Source organism: Paraburkholderia youngii, assembly GCF_013366925.1.
In the GTDB taxonomy this organism is placed as follows: domain Bacteria; phylum Pseudomonadota; class Gammaproteobacteria; order Burkholderiales; family Burkholderiaceae; genus Paraburkholderia; species Paraburkholderia youngii.
In genome coordinates this window covers 992310-1011774 of record NZ_JAALDK010000002.1, presented here as the reverse complement: position 1 = coordinate 1011774, position 19465 = coordinate 992310, and the positions used below count along the sequence as shown (strand labels likewise).

22 protein-coding genes are annotated in these 19465 nt (G+C 63.1%); 15 read left to right on the top strand and 7 right to left on the bottom strand.

Features of this window, described 5'->3' with window-relative positions; translation table 11 throughout:
* The 4 genes from G5S42_RS35995 to G5S42_RS35980 are packed head-to-tail and all read left to right on the top strand — an operon-like array spanning window position 1 to window position 2639.
* Complete coding sequence (locus G5S42_RS35995) at window positions 1-1068, top strand: maleylacetate reductase (protein WP_176111490.1); 1068 nt, start codon at window positions 1-3, stop codon at window positions 1066-1068.
* Window positions 1069-1113: 45 nt separating this feature from the next.
* The gene (locus tag G5S42_RS35990; protein WP_176111489.1) at window positions 1114-1986 is read left to right on the top strand and encodes an intradiol ring-cleavage dioxygenase; all 873 of its coding nucleotides are present in this window, start codon (window positions 1114-1116) and stop codon (window positions 1984-1986) included.
* A gap of 5 nt (window positions 1987-1991) precedes the next feature.
* Entirely contained in the window at window positions 1992-2303 is a 312-nt protein-coding gene (locus tag G5S42_RS35985) for a YciI family protein (protein WP_176111488.1), read from the top strand.
* Between the two features lie 3 nt (window positions 2304-2306).
* Entirely contained in the window at window positions 2307-2639 is a 333-nt protein-coding gene (locus G5S42_RS35980; RefSeq protein WP_176111487.1) for a Rieske (2Fe-2S) protein, read from the top strand.
* A gap of 32 nt (window positions 2640-2671) precedes the next feature.
* On the opposite strand, the gene G5S42_RS35975 is transcribed toward G5S42_RS35980, so the two are convergent.
* Entirely contained in the window at window positions 2672-3154 is a 483-nt protein-coding gene (locus G5S42_RS35975) for a hypothetical protein (RefSeq protein ID WP_176111486.1), read from the bottom strand.
* A gap of 82 nt (window positions 3155-3236) precedes the next feature.
* Window positions 3237-3920, bottom strand: a complete 684-nt coding sequence (locus tag G5S42_RS35970; RefSeq protein WP_246392311.1) for a hypothetical protein — start codon at window positions 3918-3920, stop codon at window positions 3237-3239.
* Window positions 3921-3952: 32 nt separating this feature from the next.
* Between G5S42_RS35970 and G5S42_RS35965 the strand changes: the two genes are divergently transcribed.
* The 9 genes from G5S42_RS35965 (at window position 3953) to G5S42_RS35930 (ending at window position 12830) form a co-directional block, all read left to right on the top strand.
* Complete coding sequence (locus tag G5S42_RS35965; protein WP_176111485.1) at window positions 3953-4144, top strand: hypothetical protein; 192 nt, start codon at window positions 3953-3955, stop codon at window positions 4142-4144.
* A gap of 131 nt (window positions 4145-4275) precedes the next feature.
* Entirely contained in the window at window positions 4276-5313 is a 1038-nt protein-coding gene (locus G5S42_RS35960) for a substrate-binding domain-containing protein (RefSeq protein WP_176111484.1), read from the top strand.
* A 282-nt stretch (window positions 5314-5595) separates the two neighbouring features.
* Window positions 5596-6807 (top strand): ABC transporter substrate-binding protein, encoded by a 1212-nt coding sequence (locus G5S42_RS35955; protein ID WP_176111483.1) that lies wholly within the window; start codon window positions 5596-5598, stop codon window positions 6805-6807.
* Between the two features lie 92 nt (window positions 6808-6899).
* Window positions 6900-7838, top strand: coding sequence for a carbohydrate ABC transporter permease (locus G5S42_RS35950; protein ID WP_176111482.1), 939 nt, complete (start codon window positions 6900-6902; stop codon window positions 7836-7838).
* A 1-nt stretch (window position 7839) separates the two neighbouring features.
* Window positions 7840-8652: a carbohydrate ABC transporter permease gene (locus G5S42_RS35945; protein WP_176111481.1), complete on the top strand. Its 813-nt coding sequence runs from the start codon at window positions 7840-7842 to the stop codon at window positions 8650-8652.
* A gap of 44 nt (window positions 8653-8696) precedes the next feature.
* The gene (locus tag G5S42_RS35940; RefSeq protein WP_312883687.1) at window positions 8697-9767 is read left to right on the top strand and encodes an ABC transporter ATP-binding protein; all 1071 of its coding nucleotides are present in this window, start codon (window positions 8697-8699) and stop codon (window positions 9765-9767) included.
* 63 nt (window positions 9768-9830) lie between these two features.
* On the top strand, window positions 9831-12155 hold the full coding sequence (gene yicI / locus G5S42_RS35935) for an alpha-xylosidase (RefSeq protein WP_176111480.1): 2325 nt from the start codon (window positions 9831-9833) through the stop codon (window positions 12153-12155).
* 55 nt (window positions 12156-12210) lie between these two features.
* Window positions 12211-12444 (top strand): type II toxin-antitoxin system Phd/YefM family antitoxin, encoded by a 234-nt coding sequence (locus G5S42_RS44620; protein ID WP_246392309.1) that lies wholly within the window; start codon window positions 12211-12213, stop codon window positions 12442-12444.
* Complete coding sequence (locus G5S42_RS35930; RefSeq protein ID WP_176111479.1) at window positions 12441-12830, top strand: type II toxin-antitoxin system VapC family toxin; 390 nt, start codon at window positions 12441-12443, stop codon at window positions 12828-12830. The genes G5S42_RS44620 and G5S42_RS35930 overlap by 4 nt, the downstream gene beginning before the upstream one ends.
* Before the next feature lie 71 nt (window positions 12831-12901).
* On the opposite strand, the gene G5S42_RS35925 is transcribed toward G5S42_RS35930, so the two are convergent.
* The 5 genes from G5S42_RS35925 to G5S42_RS35905 form a co-directional block, all read right to left on the bottom strand.
* Entirely contained in the window at window positions 12902-13669 is a 768-nt protein-coding gene (locus G5S42_RS35925; RefSeq protein WP_176111478.1) for an ABC transporter ATP-binding protein, read from the bottom strand.
* Between the two features lie 32 nt (window positions 13670-13701).
* Window positions 13702-14415: an ABC transporter permease gene (locus G5S42_RS35920; protein WP_176111477.1), complete on the bottom strand. Its 714-nt coding sequence runs from the start codon at window positions 14413-14415 to the stop codon at window positions 13702-13704.
* Window positions 14412-15101, bottom strand: coding sequence for an ABC transporter permease (locus G5S42_RS35915; RefSeq protein ID WP_176111476.1), 690 nt, complete (start codon window positions 15099-15101; stop codon window positions 14412-14414). The genes G5S42_RS35920 and G5S42_RS35915 overlap by 4 nt, the downstream gene beginning before the upstream one ends.
* Before the next feature lie 89 nt (window positions 15102-15190).
* Complete coding sequence (locus G5S42_RS35910; protein WP_176111475.1) at window positions 15191-15964, bottom strand: ABC transporter substrate-binding protein; 774 nt, start codon at window positions 15962-15964, stop codon at window positions 15191-15193.
* A 278-nt stretch (window positions 15965-16242) separates the two neighbouring features.
* Window positions 16243-17160 carry a LysR family transcriptional regulator gene (locus tag G5S42_RS35905; RefSeq protein WP_176111474.1) on the bottom strand — a complete coding sequence of 306 codons (918 nt, stop codon included), beginning with the start codon at window positions 17158-17160 and terminating at the stop codon, window positions 16243-16245.
* Between the two features lie 447 nt (window positions 17161-17607).
* Here G5S42_RS35905 and benA point away from each other — a divergent pair, with 447 nt between their 5' ends.
* Together benA and benB are read left to right on the top strand one after the other, a co-directional pair.
* On the top strand, window positions 17608-18975 hold the full coding sequence (benA, locus tag G5S42_RS35900; protein WP_176111473.1) for a benzoate 1,2-dioxygenase large subunit: 1368 nt from the start codon (window positions 17608-17610) through the stop codon (window positions 18973-18975).
* Window positions 18972-19463: a benzoate 1,2-dioxygenase small subunit gene (gene benB, locus G5S42_RS35895; RefSeq protein ID WP_176111472.1), complete on the top strand. Its 492-nt coding sequence runs from the start codon at window positions 18972-18974 to the stop codon at window positions 19461-19463. The genes benA and benB overlap by 4 nt, the downstream gene beginning before the upstream one ends.
* The last annotated feature ends 2 nt before the right edge of the window (window positions 19464-19465 follow it).

Here is a 19465-nt window from a genome sequence, read left to right as displayed (position 1 = left end):
ATGGAGCGCTTCGTCTATCAGGGCACGCCGTCGCGTGTGGTGTTCGAATGGGGCGGGCTCGCGACGCTGCCCGCGGAGGTCGAGCGGCTAGGAGCCAGGCGCGCGCTGATCCTGGCGACACCCGAGCAGCACGCGCTGGCCGAGCGGGTCGCGGAGGTGCTCGGCAAGCGCGCGGCGGGTGTGCATGCGCAAGCCGTGATGCACGTGCCGATCGAAGTCGCTCGCGCGGCGCGCGATGCGGCCGCCGCGCTCGATGCCGACTGCTGCGTCGCGGTGGGCGGTGGTTCGACGGTCGGCCTCGGCAAGGCGATCGCGCTCGAATCGTCGCTGCCGATCATCGCCGTGCCCACCACCTATGCGGGCTCCGAGATGACGCCGATCTATGGGCTCACCGAAGGGCGTCTGAAGCGCACGGGCCGCGATATGCGCGTGCTGCCGCGCACAGTGATCTACGATCCGTCGCTGACTTTGTCGTTGCCGGCGGGCATTTCCGCCGCGTCGGGCATCAACGCGATGGCGCACGCGGTCGAAGCGCTGTATGCCGAGGACGCGAATCCGGTGATCAGCCTGATGGCAGAGGAAGCGATCCGCGCGCTCGGCGAAGCGCTGCCCGCGATCGTGCGCGCACCGGACGATGCCGCCGCGCGCAGCAGCGCGCTGTACGGCGCGTGGCTCGCGGGCACCTGTCTGGGCGCGGTCGGCATGGCCCTGCATCACAAGCTTTGTCATACGCTGGGTGGCACGTTCAACCTGCCGCATGCGCAAACCCATGCGGCGATGCTGCCGCATACGGCACACTACAACCACGGCGCCGCGCCCGATGCGCTCGCGCGCGTTGCGCGCGCGCTCGGCGGCAAGCGCGAGGCCGACGCGGGTCCGCTGCTGTTCGAACTGAATCGCGCGCTCGGCGTTCCGCTGGCGCTCGCGCAGATCGGCATGCCCGAGCAGGGACTCGACGAAGCGGCCGATCTAGCGTGCAAGAATCCGTATGCGAACCCGCGTCCCGTGGAACGCGATGCGATCCGCGCGCTGCTGCAACGGGCGTGGCAGGGTGCCGAACCCGTCTGAGCGCCGGGCAACGCAGCGCCGCCAGAACAATCGATGGAGGAAGACATGTCGACAGACAGCAAAGAGGCCGAGCAGGCCCTGACCGAGCAGGTGGTAGCAAGCTTCGCCGGCACACCCGACGATCGGCTGCGCACGCTGATGCAAAGCCTCGTGCGGCACATGCATGCATTCGTGCGCGAAGTCGAGCCGACCGAGGCCGAATGGATGACGGCTATTCGCTTTCTGACCGACACCGGCAAGATGTGCGACGACCTCGTGCGCCAGGAATTCATCCTGCTGTCGGATACGCTCGGCGTATCGATGCTGGTCGACGCGATCAACCATCGTCTGGCGACGGGCGCCACCGACACTACTGTATTTGGCCCGTTCTACATTCGCGGCATGCCCGAGCGCGCGTATGGCGAGAACATCGCGTTCACGCCCGGCACACCCGCGCTCGTGCATGGGCGCGTGCTGTCGACGGACGGCGAGCCGCTTGCGAACGCGGTGCTCGACGTCTGGCAGACCGCCGGGAACGGCATGTACTCGGGGCAGGACACCGAGCAGCCGCACGGCAATCTGCGCGGACGTTTTCGCACCGACGCCGAAGGCCGCTACGCGATTTCGACGATCGTGCCGGTCAGCTATCCGATTCCGACCGACGGGCCGGTCGGCCGCATGCTCGAAGCGACCGGACGGCATCCGTGGCGACCCGCGCATCTGCACTTCATGATCGACGCGCCGGGGCATCGTACGCTCGTCACGCATGTGTTCGATCGCGAAGACCCTTATCTGGGTTCGGACGCGGTGTTCGGCGTGAAGCCGTCGCTGATGGTCGATTATCGCGAGTGCCCCGCGGATCACGAACTCGCGCGCCGCTTCGGTTTCGATGGACCGTTCCGCGAAGCGCGCTACGACTTCATCCTCGATCGGAGCTGATGGCGATGGCACGTTTTTTCGCGGTATTCGCGACCGACAAGCCCGGCATGCGCGAAGTGCGCGAACGGGTGCGTCCGGTGCATCGCACGTGGCTGCGCGGCGGTACCCATCGCGGCGTGCTCGTGCGCCTTGGTGGTCCGACGCTCGCGCCGCAATGCGATGCGATGAATGGCACGTTGCTGGTCGTCGAAGCAGAGCGTATCGACGACGTGATGGAGTTCGTCAGCAACGATCCGTACATGCAGGCAGGACTGTTCGATTGCGTGGAGATTCGCCCGTGGGACTGGAGCCTCGGCAACCCGGAACGGAGAGTCTGAGCGATGAACGAAACGCCGCTATGTCCGCTCGCCGACGTGCCCGATGGCGGCGCGCGGGTCGTCGATGCAACGGCCGCCGGCGTGCCCGTCGTGGTGGTGCGGCGGGGCGAGCAGGTGTGGGCTTACGCGAACCGTTGCCCGCATTTTTCTGTGCCGCTCGATTTCGAGCCCGGCTATGTGCTGTGCTATCGATCGCAGGTGTTGATGTGCGCGCATCACAGCGCGTTGTTTCGCTTCGAAGATGGACGCTGTATCGAGGGGCCGTGCGCGGGGGCGAGCCTCGATGCGGTGAAGATTGCGGTCGATGGGGACGGGTGGGTGGTGTTGAATCCGTAGCCGACGCGACTTCGCTCGATAACATCGCGCCGTCACGACAACGACCAGGGATCGACCTTGCCACCCTCGATCACGAAGTGCTTCTCATCGACGCTGGGCGCGAAAAGGCGCCAGTCCTCGTCATCTTCGATTCCGTCTGGAATCACCACAAGGCGATACCCTCGCGAGAACAAAACGACGATGCCGCCCGCGTCGTCTGCCGATGCGTCCGCGCACTTGAAAAGCTCTTGCGTTACGAGCATTTCGTGCAAGCGCCTGGCCGTGTCGTGCGCTTTTTCATCAGAGCCGCGCAGATCTTCCCGTGTTGCTACGGTTAATCCATCTCGCTTGATCTGCCAGGCACATTGCACGTGGAGCGCCCACGCTCCATCCTCGTGCTCTTCGCCCCCGAGCGTATACCGCCTTTGGGGACCAAACTGCATGGTGAGCATGTCTCCCGCATGACTGACCCAACTCACCTCGAGCCCAACAAGCACGGCAAGCCGCTTCGTAATTTCTGCCTTAATATCAGTCATCACCATCTCCGAACATTTCCCGCCCGCGCTCTAGCATCTCGTGATAGCCAAAGCCCTGTCTACTGGTTTCTCGATGAAGTCGCTAGGCTTGATCTTTATTCAGACCCAACGCTCTTACAACGGCCTTGAACTGCCTGTTTTGCGCCTGATTGTTGCGCGGCGTACCTTCGCTACCCGCGACCTGCACCCCGTCACCATCCGGCATATCGGGCTGATAGTCGAACGGCTGTGCATTGCCGAGGTTCTGCGGCACGCGCGGTCCGTTGCCATAGAGCGACCTTGGCATGTCCGCGCGGTCCGGTTGCTGCGCGCGCGCGGAGTCGGACTGTGAGGCCTTTTCTCGCTGCTCTCGTATGGCCCGCACGCACTTGCGCATCTCGTCGCGCTCAGGGACGAAGATCAGACTGCCGTCCTTCACTTCGTTGTACAGGGCTTTGGCAACCCCATGGTCTCTCATCCTGTACATATGAAAGCGGTTGCCACTCCGGCCGAGCATATCGCGCAACTCGTACGACTGGAGTGACAGCAGCATGGATGGGCTATATCGCAGCCATGCTGCGCGCGCTTCCTCCATGCCCTGCACAATGTCGTCGTGTGCTTCGCGGGGCACGCTCGCCGGCAATGCAAAATGGAACCACCGGTCGACGTCAAACAACCAGTTAGATTCGATGTGAAGGTTGAACGATCTGTAAAGACTGATCGAGAAGAAATGTCCGTGCCGCCTTTCACGGACCTCATGGAAAGAACCGAGGGAAAGTGAAGTCATCGCGCCTCACAGTCAGTCAAGGAGGCCCGATTGTGCAACAGGACGCCATCTTAAAAAACCTCATATTGAGTCTTGCAGGAGGCGCGCTGCGCGACCTGTCCAAAAGCTCCTTTTCGAGTATGTGGGCGTTCGTTGGCTCGCACCTGTCGCCGCATGTAAATTTGCGATTTGCGGGAGAAGGCCAGGGCGGATCGGGCATCGCTGCAAAGCTGGCAATACGTTGAAGCCCGGGACCGACCTCTCCCCCCGCAACCCGAGTCTCGACAGCAGCCCTCCAGTGACGTACCGTTATGGCCTCCCGCATCGGGCTCGCTCCGCCGGCCCGGGCAGATTTCCTTCATCGATAGACAGGCGCATGGATATTCGGGAATTAGCCAGAGAGCTCAAGCTGTCCATTTCGACTGTTTCGCGCGCCCTGAACGACGCCGACGAGGTCAGCGCCAAGACACGCGAACGCGTCCGCGCCGCGGCACTCGAACTCGGCTACGCACCCAGCAAGTCCGCGGCGAGTCTGCGCCGGGGCCGGCTGGACATCGTCGGCCTGATGCTACCGGTGCGACGTGAAGAAGAGACCTACACCCTCGGCATCTTCATGAGGCTGGCCGACGGATTGCAATCGGTTCTGTCGCAGCATGGCATGGACCTCGTCATGTACTCGAGCGAGTCCTGGGACGACGAGTTCGCGCGGCTGCGGCGCATCGTCGATCGCCGCCAGGTGGACGGCGTGATTCTCGCCGGCACGCGGCGGCACGACGAGCGGCTCGACTATGTCGCGAGTCGTAATTTTCCATTCGTCGCGTTGGGCCGCAGCGAGTCGGGCGGCGAGCACACGTGGATCGATCTCGACTTCGAAGCGGCCGCTGCCGCGGGTGTCGCTCGACTCGTGGCAGGCGGACATCGACGCATCGCGCTGGCGGTCCCCGACGGCGACGCCATGCAGGCGCACATCTATTTGCGTGCATGGAAGAAGGCGATGAAGAAGCACGGGCTCGAAGTGCCCGCGGGATACGTGCAGCGCAACCGGCTGTCCGAGCGCGGCGGGTATCTGGCGACCGAGGCGCTGCTCGCTCTCGACGACGCGCCGGACGCGCTGATGTTCCAGAGCGACTGCATGGCGATCGGCGCCTATCGGAAGCTTCACGAAATGGGCCAGGTGCCGGGCCGCGATCTGGCGATTTCGGCCGGGGTGCTGGCCGGCGAGGTGTCGGAATACCTTGCGCCGCCTTTGAGCGGGTTTACGCTGGATGCCCGTGGACTGGGCCAGCGCCTCGCACGAGCGCTGCTCGCCCAGCTTCCCGAGCTTGCCGACACCTATCGCGCCGAGCGCGAGCCGGTGCTGTGGCCGCTGGCCCTGCGCGACAACGACGACGCTGCGTCCCCGGCAGCCAGATAGCAATCGGCCCGCACGCATCGCGAGCTGCGTGCCACACGGTCCTCGCCGCGCCGGCGCGCATTGTGGTTTGCGCCAAATGCAGTTGCGATTTTCGTGGGCTGCTTGACGACACCTCCCGCCCGGACGATCATTCAAGCGGTTCCGGAAACGTTTCCGGAACTCCGGTCGCAACGGCGCGAACGAGCGTGCTGCTGCGCCCACCGAACGAGACGGCTCCCGCACAGCCCGACGAAGAAGAAACCTGGACAAAGCGCGGTCGCGGCGCGCAAAAACGGAGACAGCATGAAGAAGCTACTTGCCGCATCCGCGGCGATCGGTCTGGCATTCTCGCTTTCCTGCGCGCCGTTGCATGCGGCGTCGCTGTCGGTCTGGGCCGTGGACGAGCCCGACGATTACACCGCGAAGATGGCGCAGGAATTCGCGAAGCTGCATCCCGATGTCCATCTGCAGATCCGCAAGGTGGGCTTCGCTGCGCTCAACGACGAAACCATGCGCGCCGTGATGTCCGGCAACATGCCGGACGTCGTGCCGATCGACAACCCGAACACGGCGATGTTCGCTTCGAAGAATGCGCTGCTCGATCTCGGGCCATACCTCGCGAAGTCGAAGGTAATCGACGCTAAGACGATCTTCCCAGGGCCGCTGAAGAATGCCACCTGGAACAGCAAGGTGTATGCGATTCCGCGCGGCACGAACACGCTGGCCATGTACTACAACAAGGACATGTTCAAGGCCGCGGGACTCGATCCCGAGCACCCGCCGCAGACGTGGGACGAGCTGTACACCGACGCGCAGAAGCTGACCGACGCGAAGAAGGGCGTGTACGGGCTGGCGTTTTCTGCGATCAACACCGAAGAGGGCGTGTTCCAGTTCCTGCCGTTCGTTCAGGCGGCGGGCGCCGACTGGAACCGTTTGAACGATCCGGGCGCGGCTCGGGCGGCGGCCTTCTGGCAAAAGCTGCTGGACAACAAGGTCGCGTCGCAGGACACGCTCACGCATAGCCAGTCGGAGGCGGCCGCCACGTTCATCAACGGCAATGCCGCGATCGACATCGACGGTCCGTGGGAGCTGAGCGCCGTCGACAAGGGCGCCAAGTTCAAGTGGGGCGTCGCGCTGCTGCCGGTCGAGAAGGCGGGCGGCCCACGCGCATCGGCGCTGGGCGAGCAGAATCACGCGATCCTGCGCGGTGCGAAGAACCCGGATACGGCCTTCCAGTTCCTCGAATACATGTACGCGCAGCGCGACCGGAACTGGAACGACTTCGGCATGCAGCCGCCGTCGAAAGACACCGATACGCAGAGCCCGAAATGGCCGCAGGCGTATCAGGTCTTCAACGAGCAGATGCAGTACGCCCGTCCGCGCGGACCGAACCCGCAGTGGCCGAAAATTTCGAAGGCGATCTCCGATGCGATCCAATCCGTGATCACGCATCAGGCCACGCCGCAACAGGCGATGGCGGCAGCGGCAAAGACCGTGCAGGAAGTCCAGAACTAGGCATTGCGAAGGATCCGATCGAGGTGGCCGTGCGCTGGGCGTCCGGCGCCGGCCGCCCTCGGACGCTGTCCCGTCTTCGAGCGATGAACGCCATGAACACACTGTCACGCCGTGCCCCGTCCGACCAGGCCCCCGGGGTCTTGAGCCGCATTCCGCGCGCTCACGCCTTCGAGATCTCGCTGGCGGTGTTCGCCCTGCTGTATCTGCTGGTCTTTGCCGGGCTGCCGCTCGTCTACAACATCGTGCTGTCGTTTCAGCAGGTCGATCTGATGGCGCCTGCCACGTTGCTGCGTCCGTTCGTCGGACTCGCGAATTACCGCGATGTGTTCAGCCGTCCGGAGATGCATCAGGTAGCCGTGAACACGGCGCTGTTCGTCGGACTGTCGCTGACGTTCCAGGTGTCGATCGGCTTCCTGCTGGCGCTGCTGTTTGCGCAGGACTTCCCGTTCGCGAGCCTGATGCGCGGCCTGTTTCTCGCCGGATGGATCATGCCGGGGCTGGTGGTCGGCGTGATCTGGAAGCTGATCTTCGCCGGCGACTACGGTGTGCTCAACCATGTGCTGATGCAAATGCACGTGCTCGACGAAAAGATCTTCTGGCTGTCCGATCCTCGCTGGTCACTGTATGCCGTGATCGCAGCCAACGTCTGGCTCGGCGTGCCGTTCAACATGCTGCTGCTGTCGGTCGGGCTCGCGGCGATTCCGGCGGACCTGTACGAAGCGGCCGAACTCGACGGCGCGAACGCGCTGCAACGTTTCACCGGCATCACGCTGCCGATGATGAAAGCCACGCTGGGCGCGGTGATCGCGCTAGGCGCAATCATGACGATGCAGCAGTTCGACCTGATCGCGGCGCTGACGCAGGGCGGTCCGGCCAACTCGTCGCAGGTCGCGCAGTTCTGGTCGTGGCAGTTGTCGCTGCAGACATTCGAGGTCTCGGCGGGCTCCGCGGTCGCCACGATGATGCTGGTGCTCGTGCTGATCGTCGCGGTGATCTACGTGCGCTCGACGCGCAACGAAAGGATGGTCTGACATGAAGCGCTACGTGCTGTTCGTCATCGCGCTGTGCGTGACCGCGGTCTATCTGTTCCCGCTGTACTGGATGTACATCACGGCGTTCAAGAGCGCGGGCGAGATGTTCCACTTTCCGCCCACGTTCTGGCCGCAGCATCCGCAGTCGCACCTGTGGCGGGTGTTCAGCGACAGCGGCATGGGCAACTTCCTGTGGAACTCGTTCGTGACCGCGTGCGGCACCGTGGCGGTGACGGTGCTGCTCGGCACGGGCGCTGCCTATGCGTTGGCGTTCGTGCAGAACCGCTGGACCAGCCTTGCGATTTTCACGGTGCTGGTGTTGCAGGCACTGCCGTCGAGCCTGATGGTGACGCCGATCTTCACGGCCTTCAAAAGCCTCGGTCTGCTCGATACCCCTCGCTTCGCGGTCGTGCTCGCGCAGATCACGAAAACGCTGCCGTTTTATATCGTGCTGTGCCGCCCGAGCTTCGTGCAGGTTCCGCGTGAGATGCGCGATGCGGCGCTCGTCGATGGTGCGTCGCCGATGCGGGCATTTTTTAGCGTGATTTTGCCGCTTGCGGTCAACGGCATTCTGGTCTCGGCAATCCTCGTGTTTCTGCAATCGTTCGGCGAGTACGTCTACGCCCGTTCACTGATTCTCGATGACCGTTACCAAACCGCCACGGTGGGCCTGGCCGCCTTCGTCGGGGCAACCAGGGTCGACTGGATCGGCATCATGACGTACTCGGCGATCTTCGTTACGCCTATCCTCGTCGTCTTCATGCTGCTGCAACGCAGGATCGTTGCGGGCCTGACCGCCGGCGCGCTCAAGTAACGCATACCTCTTTTTTGCCGGCGCGAGCCGGTCGGAGAATCGCTGTGGATCGCATACAGATCGAGCGCCTGAGCAAGAGCTACGGATCCCTTCAGATTTTGAAGGACATCGATATCAGTGTGCCGCAAGGGTGCTTCGTCGCGCTGGTTGGGCCATCGGGTTGCGGCAAGTCCACCTTGTTGCGCACTATCGCCGGCCTTGAGCAGATCACGGGCGGCACGCTGCGCATCGACGGCCAGGTCGTCAACGACGTGCCGCCGCGCAAGCGCGATGTCGCGATGGTGTTTCAAAGCTATGCGCTCTACCCGCACATGAACATCGAAAAGAACATGTCCTACTCGATGCGACTGCGACGCGCGGCGCCACATGCGATCCGGGAAAGCATCGACAGCGTGTCCCGTACGCTGGGGCTGGACCATCTGCTCGCGCGCATGCCGCGCCAGCTGTCGGGCGGACAGCGCCAACGCGTCGCAATGGGCCGTGCCATCGTGCGCAATCCGAAGGTGTTTCTGTTCGACGAACCACTGTCGAATCTCGATGCGGCGCTGCGCGTGCACATGCGCACGGAGATCCGCAAGCTGCATCAACGTCTCGGTGCGACCTCGGTATACGTCACGCACGACCAGATCGAGGCGATGACGATGGCCGATCACGTCGTCGTGCTGCGCGCGGGACAAGTCGAGCAACAAGGCGCGCCGCTGGTGCTGTATCACCGGCCGGCCAACCGGTTTGTCGCGGGCTTCATCGGTTCCCCGGCTATGAATTTCATCGAGGCCGTAGTCGGTCCCGACGGACACAGCGCGCATTTCGGCGGCGCGAGCGGGCAGACGCTCGCGCTGGGCCGCTCTCTGCCGGCGGGCACCGAAGTATGGATCGGCCTGCGCCCCGAGCATCTGCGTCTGCAGCGCGGCGCTGGAGGCCTGCGTGGCGTAGTCGACGTGGTGGAGTCCACCGGTTCGATGAGCTTCGTCACGGTGAAGCTCGACGGCGTTGCGGCGCCCGTGCTGGTTGCGCAAGCCGGGGTATGCGCGATCGAAAGCGGCGAGGCTTTGGGTCTCGACATCGCGAGCGAGCATGTCCACGTTTTCGACCGCAAAAGCGAGCGCGCGCTGTAGGCGAGCAGCAAGCGTTCCGCGATCGAGCGGAACCGGCAATGAATACCTTTCGAGAACGTATAAATGAAAATCAGCGATGGCAACTGGTTGATCCGCGACGGCCTGAACGTGTCGTATTCGGCCGCACCGCACAGCGTGGAGATCGTCGGCGACGAACTGCACGTGCGCGTGGCGCCGCGCGATGTATCGAACCGCGAACGGCAGCTCGATACCGGGCTCTTTACATGGCGCTTCTTTGCGCCGCAAAGCGGCGTGATTGGTGTGCGCATCGAGCACTTTTCCGGCGCGCTCGACCGCGGCCCGCATTTCGCGCTCAACCGCGAGCCTGGGGCCGTCGTAACCCGCAACACCGAGACCGAGGCGAGCCTCACCAGCGGCTCGCTGACGGTGCGCGTCGTCAAGTCGGGCGACTGGTCGGTCGATTTCCTGCGTGACGGCGAGCGCATCACCGGCAGTGGCTTTCGCGCGAGCGGCCAGGTCCACGATGCAAACCAGCACGGCGCCGCGTTCATGTTCGACCGGCTCGATGTGGGCGTCGGCGAAAACGTCTATGGCCTCGGCGAACGCTTCACCGCATTCGTGAAGAACGGCCAGGTCGTGGAGAGCTGGAACCGCGACGGCGGCACCGGCACCCACCAGGCGTACAAGAACGTGCCGTTCTACCTGACCAATCGCGGCTACGGCGTGCTGGTGAATCACCCGGAGAACGTGTCGTTCGAAGTGGCGAGCGAGAAGGTCGCGAAGGTACAGTTCAGCGTCGCCGGAGAGCGGCTCGAATACTACGTGATCGACGGTCCCACGCCGAAAGCCGTGCTCGAGCGTTTCACGCAACTGACCGGGCGGCCGGTGCTGCCGCCCGCGTGGTCGTTCGGCCTGTGGCTCACCACGTCCTTCACGACGAATTACGACGAAGCCACGGTGAACCACTTCATCGACGGCATGGCCGAACGCGGCATTCCGCTGCACGTGTTTCACTTCGACTGCTTCTGGATGAAGGCCTTCCACTGGTGCGATTTCGAGTGGAACCGCGAGACCTTCCCGGACCCGCAGGGCATGCTGGCGCGGCTGAAGGCGCGCGGACTGAAGATCTGCCTGTGGATCAATCCGTATATCGCGCAGCCGTCGCCGCTCTTTGCCGAGGGCGTCGCGAAGGGCTACCTGCTGCGCAAGCCGAACGGCGACGTCTGGCAGTGGAACCGCTGGCAGCCCGGCCAAGGCATCGTCGACTTCACGAACCCCGCCGCGGCGCAATGGTACGCGGGCCACTTGCGGCGACTGCTGGAGATGGGCGTCGACTGCTTCAAGACGGACTTCGGCGAGCGCATTCCGACCGACGTGGTCTATCACGACGGCTCCGACCCGCAGAAGATGCACAACTTCTACAGCTACCTGTACAACAAGGTGGTGTTCGACGTGTTGCGCGAGGTGCGCGGCGACGGCGAGGCGGTGGTGTTCGCACGCTCGGGGACCGTGGGCAGCCAGCAGTTGCCCGTGCACTGGGGCGGCGACTGCAGCGCGACCTACGAGTCGATGGCCGAGACCCTGCGCGGCGGCCTGTCGCTGGGTCTGAGCGGCTTTGGCTTCTGGAGCCACGACATCGGCGGCTTCGAGCACACCGCGCCCGCCGACGTCTACAAGCGCTGGTGCGCATTCGGGCTGCTGTCGAGTCACAGCCGCCTGCACGGCAGCAAGTCGTACCGCGTCCCATGGCTGTTCGACGAAGAAGCGGTGGACGTGGTGCGCCATTTCACCGAATGGAAGTCGCGCCTGATGCCGTACCTGTTCGACGCCGCGCAACAGGCCGTCGATCACGGTACGCCGGTGTTGCGTGCGATGCTGCTGGAGTTTCCCGACGACCCGACCTGCGACCATCTGGACCGCCAGTATCTGCTCGGCGACGCGCTGCTGGTGGCGCCGGTATTCAATGCCACGGGCGACGTGGACTTCTGGCTGCCGGCGGGGCGCTGGACTCATCTGTTCACCGGCGCGCAGGTCGAGGGCGGCAGGTGGGTGCGCGAGCGGCACGGCTTTCTGAGCCTGCCATTGTACGTGCGGCCGAATACGCTGCTCGCGATCGGGACCGAGAACCAGCGGCCCGATTACGACTATGCGTTGCGCAGCGAACTGCACCTGTTCGAGCTGGATTCCGGCAAATCGGCGAGCGTGACGTTGCGCGGCCCGGACGGTGCGGCGGTGACGAGCGTGAGCGTGACGCGCGGCGACCATACCCTGCGGATTCGCAGTCACGGCGTCAAAGCGAGATTGCCGCTGCTCTTACGGCAGTGGCCGGCGTTGCGCGACGCCGGCGGCCTCGAGGTGCGGTCACACGAGTCAGGCGTGATCCTCGTCTTGCCGGAGGGAGACGGCGAACACACGGTGCACCTGTGAACGGAGCGGAGACCAGCTGCGGGCCTGACTGCCCGTATTGAAATGGGTAGAAAAAATGGAACGACAGATTTCAAAAGCGCTGTTCAAGGCAAAGGCTTGCGAACTGTTCCGGCAAGTGGAAACACTAGGGGGCAGTGTGGTTGTCACCGACCACGGCAAACCTACCATCGAGATTCGACGCTACACCGCTGGCCACAGGAATCCGCTCGACGTGCTTCGGTCCGGGATCGCCTCGTTCGATCCCGAACCGGCACCTGATTGCACTGCGCGATCGGCGAGGGCTCGATGATTGTGCTCGATACCGCTGCGCTGATCATGTGGCTGAGCGCTCACGACAAGCTGAGCGTCACGGCTCGCAAGGCGATCGACCGCGAAATGAATGCGGGCGAAATCGCCATTTCGATGATTAGCGTCCTCGAGGTAGCGGAATACGTCGAGGATGGCCGGCTCAAACTGTGTGTCGATACACGGCGCTGGTTGTCGACCTTGGCGTCGGTCGAGGGCCTGCGCGTGGTGCCGGTCGATATGGCGATCGCCGTCCAGGCCGCGGCGCTGCCCACCACGCTCACGTCGCATCAGCGGCTGATCGCATCCACGGCGATGGCGCTTGGCGGCACGCTGATCACGCCCGACGCGCGATTGCGCGAGTTCTCCTACGCGGGGGCAATCTGGTGAGTGGCGCAGTCGTTCCGCGGATGATTCGGGCTAAGGCACGAGACTGAACCACGCGCCATACTCTGCCGCCGCTACTTCAACCGCCCCGCCAGAAACTGCTGCAATCGCTCGCTACGCGGATTCGTCAGCACCTGATGCGGATGCCCTTGCTCCTCGATCTTGCCCTTGTGCAGGAACACGACATGATTCGACACGTTGCGCGCAAAGCTCATTTCGTGCGTGACGACGATCATCGTGCGGCCTTCTTCGGCGAGCGCCTGCATCACCCGCAGCACTTCGCCGACGAGCTCGGGATCGAGCGCCGAAGTCGGTTCGTCGAACAGCATCACTTCCGGCTCCATCGCGAGCGCGCGGGCAATCGCGACGCGCTGCTGCTGACCGCCCGACAGATGCGACGGATATTTTTTCTCCGTGCTGGCCGGCAAACCGACCTTGGTCAGATACTTGCGAGCGCGTTCCTCGGCTTCGGCGCGGCTCAATCCCAGCACGCTGATCGGCGCCTCGATGATGTTCTCGAGCACCGTCATATGCGCCCACAAGTTGAAATGCTGGAACACCATCGACAAACGCGTGCGCATCGTTTGCAACTGCTTCGGATGGGTCACGCGTAGCGAGCCGTTGCGGTCCCTGCTCGTGTTGATCTCCTCGCCGTTCAGCGTGATGCGCCCGGAGCACGGCGATTCGAGAAAGTTGATGCACCGCAGGAAGGTGCTTTTCCCGGAGCCGCTCGACCCGATGAGGCTAATCACGTCGCCCGCCTTCGCCTTCAGCGAGACGCCCTTCAATACCTCGTTGTCGCCGAACTTCTTGTGCAGGTCGTCGACTGTCAGCTTGTACATGCTCGTATGCTCCATCATGGCGCGAATGCGCTTTAATGCCCTTGCGGTTTCAGATAAGCCAGCAAACGGATTTCCATCTTGCGGAAGCCCCAGATCAGCGCGAACACGATCGCCGCATACAGGATCGCCGCGATGCCGTACGCCTGGAACGTCGCGTAGGTCGCGGAGTTGACGTCGCGCGCTACTTTCAGAATGTCGGGGACGGTCGCTGTGAACGCGAGCGTGGTCGCGTGCAGCATCAGAATCACCTCGTTGCTGTACGAGGGGAGGGCCCGGCGCAGTGCCGACGGCAGGATGATGCGCGTATACAGCTTGAACTTCGACATGCCGTAAGCCTGGGCCGCCTCGATCTCACCGTGCGAGGTCTCGCGGATCGCGCCCGCGAAGATCTCGGTGGCGTACGCGCATTCGTTCAGCGCGAACGCGAGCAGCGTGCAGTTCATCGCATTGCGAAAGAAGCTGTCGAGCATCGCGTGCGAATGGACGAAATGCAGACTGTAGAGCCCCGTGTAGATCAGCAGCAGTTGAACGTACAACGGCGTGCCGCGAAACACGTAGGTGAAAAGCCAGACGGGCCCGCAGATGTAACGGTTGCGCGACGCGCGGGCGATCGCGAGCGGCACGGCCAGCACGAAACCCAGCACGATCGATGCAACCAGCAACCACAGCGTGATGACGAGGCCGGTGTAGTTGAAGCCATCCGTGAAAATGTAGTTCTGCCAGTATTGACGAATCAGTTCGATCACAGCGCGGCCCTCCGTACGCCGATCGAGTAGCGCTTCTCGAGGCGGATCAATATCAGATTCGAAATGGTGGTGATGGCGAGGTAGATGGCGCCGGTCGCCAGCGTGAAGAAGAAGAACGACTGGGTGCTCTTGCCGGCGTCCTGCGATGCCTTCACGACGTCCGCGAGACCGATGATCGATACGAGCGCGGTGGCCTTCACGAGCACCTGCCAGTTGTTGCCGATGCCGGGCAGCGCGAAGCGCATCATCTGCGGGAACAGAATGCGGGTGAACACTCGGCGCGCGCTCATGCCGTACGCGAAGCCCGCTTCGATCTGCCCACGCGGCACCGACAGAAACGCGCCGCGGAAGGTTTCGGTGAAGTACGCGCCGTAAATGAAGCCCAGCGTGATCACGCCGGCGAGAAACGGATCGATGTCGATCTGCTCCATGCTGAACATGTCGGTCAGCTCATTGAGCCAGATCTGGATGCTGTAGAACAGCAACAGCATCAGCACGAGGTCGGGCACGGCGCGGATCAGCGTCGTGTACATCGTGCCGATGCGCAAAAGCACGCGGTTGGTCGACAGCTTTGCGGCCGCGCCGAGAAGTCCCAGCGCGAACGACGCCGCGAGCGACAGCACCGCGAGCTTGATGGTTACCCACGTGCCCGCGAGGAGCAGCGGACCGAAGCCTTGAAACAGCATGGGAGTGTCCTTGTTGAAGGAGCGACCCGCGCGCATGCGCGCGGGGCCTGGCGATCGGGTGGAGCGGGCCCGTGATGTTGTGCGCGGGCTTAGCCGCCGTACACGTCGAAGTCGAAGTACTTCTGCTCGATCTTCTTGTACGTGCCGTCCTTGATCATGTCGGCGATCGCCTTGTCGACCTTGATCTTCAGATCTTCGTCTTCCTTGCGCATGCCGATGCCCGCGCCGTTGCCGAGGATCTTCGGATCGTCGATGTTCTGGCCGACGAAGGCGAAGCCTGCGCCGCGCGGCGTCTTCAGGAAGCCCTGGTCAGCCTGCACCGCGTCCTGCAACGCTGCGTCCAGACGGCCCGACTGCAGGTCGGTGTAGACCGCGTCCTGGTTCTGGTACGGCACGACCTTTACGCCCTTCGCCTCCCAATAGGTCTTCGCGTAGGTTTCCTGGATCGTGCCCTGTTCGACGCCCACCGTCTTGCCCTTCAGCGAGTCGGCGGTCGGCACGATACCCGAGCCCTTCTTCGCGACGAGTCGCGTCGGCGTGTTGAACAGCTTCGACGAGAAAGCGATCTGTTCAGCACGTTTCGGCGTCATCGACATCGACGACAGCACGCCGTCGAACTTCTTCGCCTTCAGTGCCGGAATCATGCTGTCGAAGTCCTGCTCGACCCACACGCACTTCGCATTCAGACGACGGCAGATTTCGGTGCCGAGATCGACGTCGAAGCCGACCAGCTTGCCATCGGTCGCTTTCGATTCGAACGGCGCATAGCTCGCATCCACGCCGAAGCGGACTGTGGACCAATCTTTGGCGAAAGCGCCGGTGGCAGCGAGCGCGAGGGCGAGGGACAAGGCAAGTTTCTTCATCAAAGTCTCCGGGAGGGATGCAACGAGTGCGATGTTGTATAGACAAATTATCCCGTACGGCCGATGAGCGGCAATCAGGGTTAGTGCTTACGCGCACCCAGGAGGGGAGACCGAAAATAGGAGCAAAGGCCTTTACAGACAAGCTTTTAAGGCTGATTGAAAGGCCGCGGGCTCAGCCAGAATTTTCGCGTATACCCGCGGTCTATACCGTGGTGTCGAGCTTGTCCATACAACTTCGTTCCGGCGACGGCCGCATGGACGTCTAGCCGCGAACCGCGCTACTGATGCGAAGGCGGTAGATAGGTCATGTGCTGTTCGTTGTACAGCGCGTAGATCAGTTCCTGCATGCGCTGGATGTCGGCGGATTCGTCGAGCATGCGCATGCTCATGATGATCGGCGACACGAGGTTCTCATCGTCGAGGTCCTTATAGGCGATGTCGCCGCGCTGCAAGCCGTAAACGCTCGCCGGCACGATCGAGATGCCTTCGCCCGCGGCGACGAGGCCGAGCGCGATCTGCAACTCGCGCGTCTCGTAGAGCCGCTGCGGCTTCAGCCCGCGATCGTGAAACGCGGCCAGCACCTGGTCCGCGTAACTGGGCCGAGGCGCCTTCGGAAAGATGATCAGCGTTTCGCTGGTCAGGTCGTGCATTGACAGCACCGGCTTCGCGTCGATCAGCGGATGGCCGAGCGGCAGCGCGACGATCATCCGTTCTTCGCGCAGCACGACGCGCCGGATGCTCGGGTCTTCGTGACGAATGCGGCCGAAGCCGACGTCGATGCGGCCTTCCTTGAGCGCCTTGATCTGATCCATCGTCGACATCTCGTGCAGGCTCAGCTCGACGGTGCTGTTCTCGGTACGAAAGCGCCGGATGATTTTCGGCAGCATGCCGTACAGCGTCGAGCCGACGAAGCCCACGGACAAACTCCGCTCGATCTTGCCGACGCGCCGCGTCATCGCCTCGATTTCCGTCGTTTGCGCGAGCAGCTGCACCGCGTGCGAATAGAAAAAGCGGCCCGCCTCGGTCAGCTTCAGCGGCCGCGAGTTGCGCTCGAACAGCTGCACGCCGAGCGTGTCTTCGAGCTGCTGGATCTGCCGGCTCAGCGGCGGCTGCGCAATATGCAGACGTTTGGCGGCCTTGGTGAAGTTGCATTCCTCGGCAACGGCCACGAAGTAGCGCAGGTGGCGCAATTCCATAAAAATACCTTCTAAGTATCGCCGCGATACTAAATCAGTGTTGGACGATGCAAACGGCGTGCAACTATCCTTCAGTTACCGTAGACGCCCCGCAAAATTATACCTCCCGAGCATTGACAACTCGGCCCGGTCTGAAGCGTCGGTCGGCCCCACGGAGACGGCGCAGGCAAATCCTCGCGCATGGGATCCAAGACTTAGAAAGAGTTCAGGAGCAGCAATGAAACACGCTGAAATCGAAACCCTGCCGAAAGGGTTGTCCACCGATATCCCGCCTCTCGTGCCGAAGGTCGAGCCCTTGCGCGCCGCGACCTGACGCAGCCCCCGGAGGCGCACCGCCTCCACTTCCCGACGTGAAAGACCAACCGGCCAGCCGGCCTCCCGGCAGGCAGGCCGCTCCCTACACGCGTGCTTCGCACGCATACCGACAGTCCGCACCAGGAGACACGCATGATTCCGATCTACCCGGATCACACTCCACAATTGAAGAACATCGACGACTTTCTCGTCGAAGACCGCGAGCGCGGCGATTACCGCCTGCATCGCAGCGCGTTTACCGACGAGCGTCTGTTTGAACTCGAAATGCAGCACATTTTCGAGGGCAACTGGATTTATCTCGCGCACGAAAGCCAGATTCCGAACAACAACGACTATTTCACGACCTACATGGGCCGGCAGCCGGTCGTGATCGCGCGCAACCGTCAGGGCGAGCTGAACGCGTTCATCAATTCGTGCACGCACCGCGGCGCGATGCTGTGCCGTCACAAGCGCGGCAACAAGGCCACCTACACGTGCCCCTTCCACGGCTGGACTTTCAACAACAGCGGCAAGCTGCTGAAGGTCAAAGACCCGTCGGAAGCGGGCTATCCCGACTGCTTCAACAAGGAAGGCTCGCACGATCTGAAGAAGCTCGCGCGCTTCGGCAACTATCGCGGCTTCCTGTTCGGCAGCCTGAGCGATGACGTGCCGCCGCTGGAGACGTTCCTCGGCGAGGCGGCGCTCATCATCGACATGATCGTCGACCAGTCGGAAGACGGACTCGAAGTGCTGCGCGGCTCGTCGACCTACACGTATGAAGGCAACTGGAAGCTGACCGCGGAAAACGGCGCGGACGGTTATCACGTGTCGGCCGTGCACTGGAACTACGCGGCGACGACCAATCATCGCAAGGAAGAAAACGCGCGCGAAGACAAGATCCGCGCGATGGATGCGGGCAGCTGGGGCCGTCAGGGCGGTGGCTTCTACGCGTTCGAGCACGGCCACATGCTGCTGTGGACGCGCTGGGCGAATCCCGAAGACCGTCCGAACTTTAGCCGCCGCGAGGAATTCGCCGCGCGCTGCGGCGCCGAGCGCGCTGACTGGATGATCCAGAACTCGCGCAACCTGTGCCTGTACCCGAACGTGTATCTGATGGACCAGTTCGGCTCGCAGATTCGCGTGCTGCGGCCGCTGTCGGTCAACAAGACCGAGGTGACGATCTACTGCATCGCGCCGAAGGGCGAGTCCGACGAAGCGCGCTCGCGCCGCATCCGTCAATACGAGGACTTCTTCAACGTGAGCGGCATGGCCACGCCCGATGACCTCGAGGAATTCCGCGCCTGCCAGTTGGGCTATGCGGCCCGCGCGGTCGAATGGAACGACATGTGCCGCGGTTCGAAGCACTGGATCGACGGCGCCGACGAAGCCGCGCAAAAGATCGGCCTGAACCCCGTGATGAGCGGCGTGAAGACCGAAGACGAAGGCCTCTACACGGTGCAGCACCGCTACTGGATCGACACGATGAAAAAGGCGCTGAACGCGCCGGGGAGCCGCGCATGAGCAACATCGCCATCACCGATATTCAGGCTTTCCTGTTCCGCGAAAGCCGCCTGCTCGACGACGAGCAATGGGACGAATGGCTCGCCTGCTATCACCCGGACGCGTCGTTCTGGATGCCGTCGTGGGACGACGAGGACAAGCTCGTCACCGATCCGCAGCGCGAGATTTCGCTGATCTATTACCCGAACCGCCAGGGCCTCGAAGACCGCGTGTTTCGCATCAAGACCGAGCGTTCCAGCGCGACGATGCCCGATACGCGCACGAGCCACAACGTCGCGAACGTCGAAGTGGAGAGCGCGGAGAGCGGCGTGTACACGGTGCGCTTCAACTGGCACACGCTGAGCCATCGCTACAAGACCAACTACAGCTACTTCGGCATGTCGCGCTACGTGATCGACTTCAACGGCGCCGAGCCGCAAATCCTGAGCAAGTACGTCGTGCTGAAGAACGACTACATCAATCAGGTCATCGACATCTACCACATCTAGCC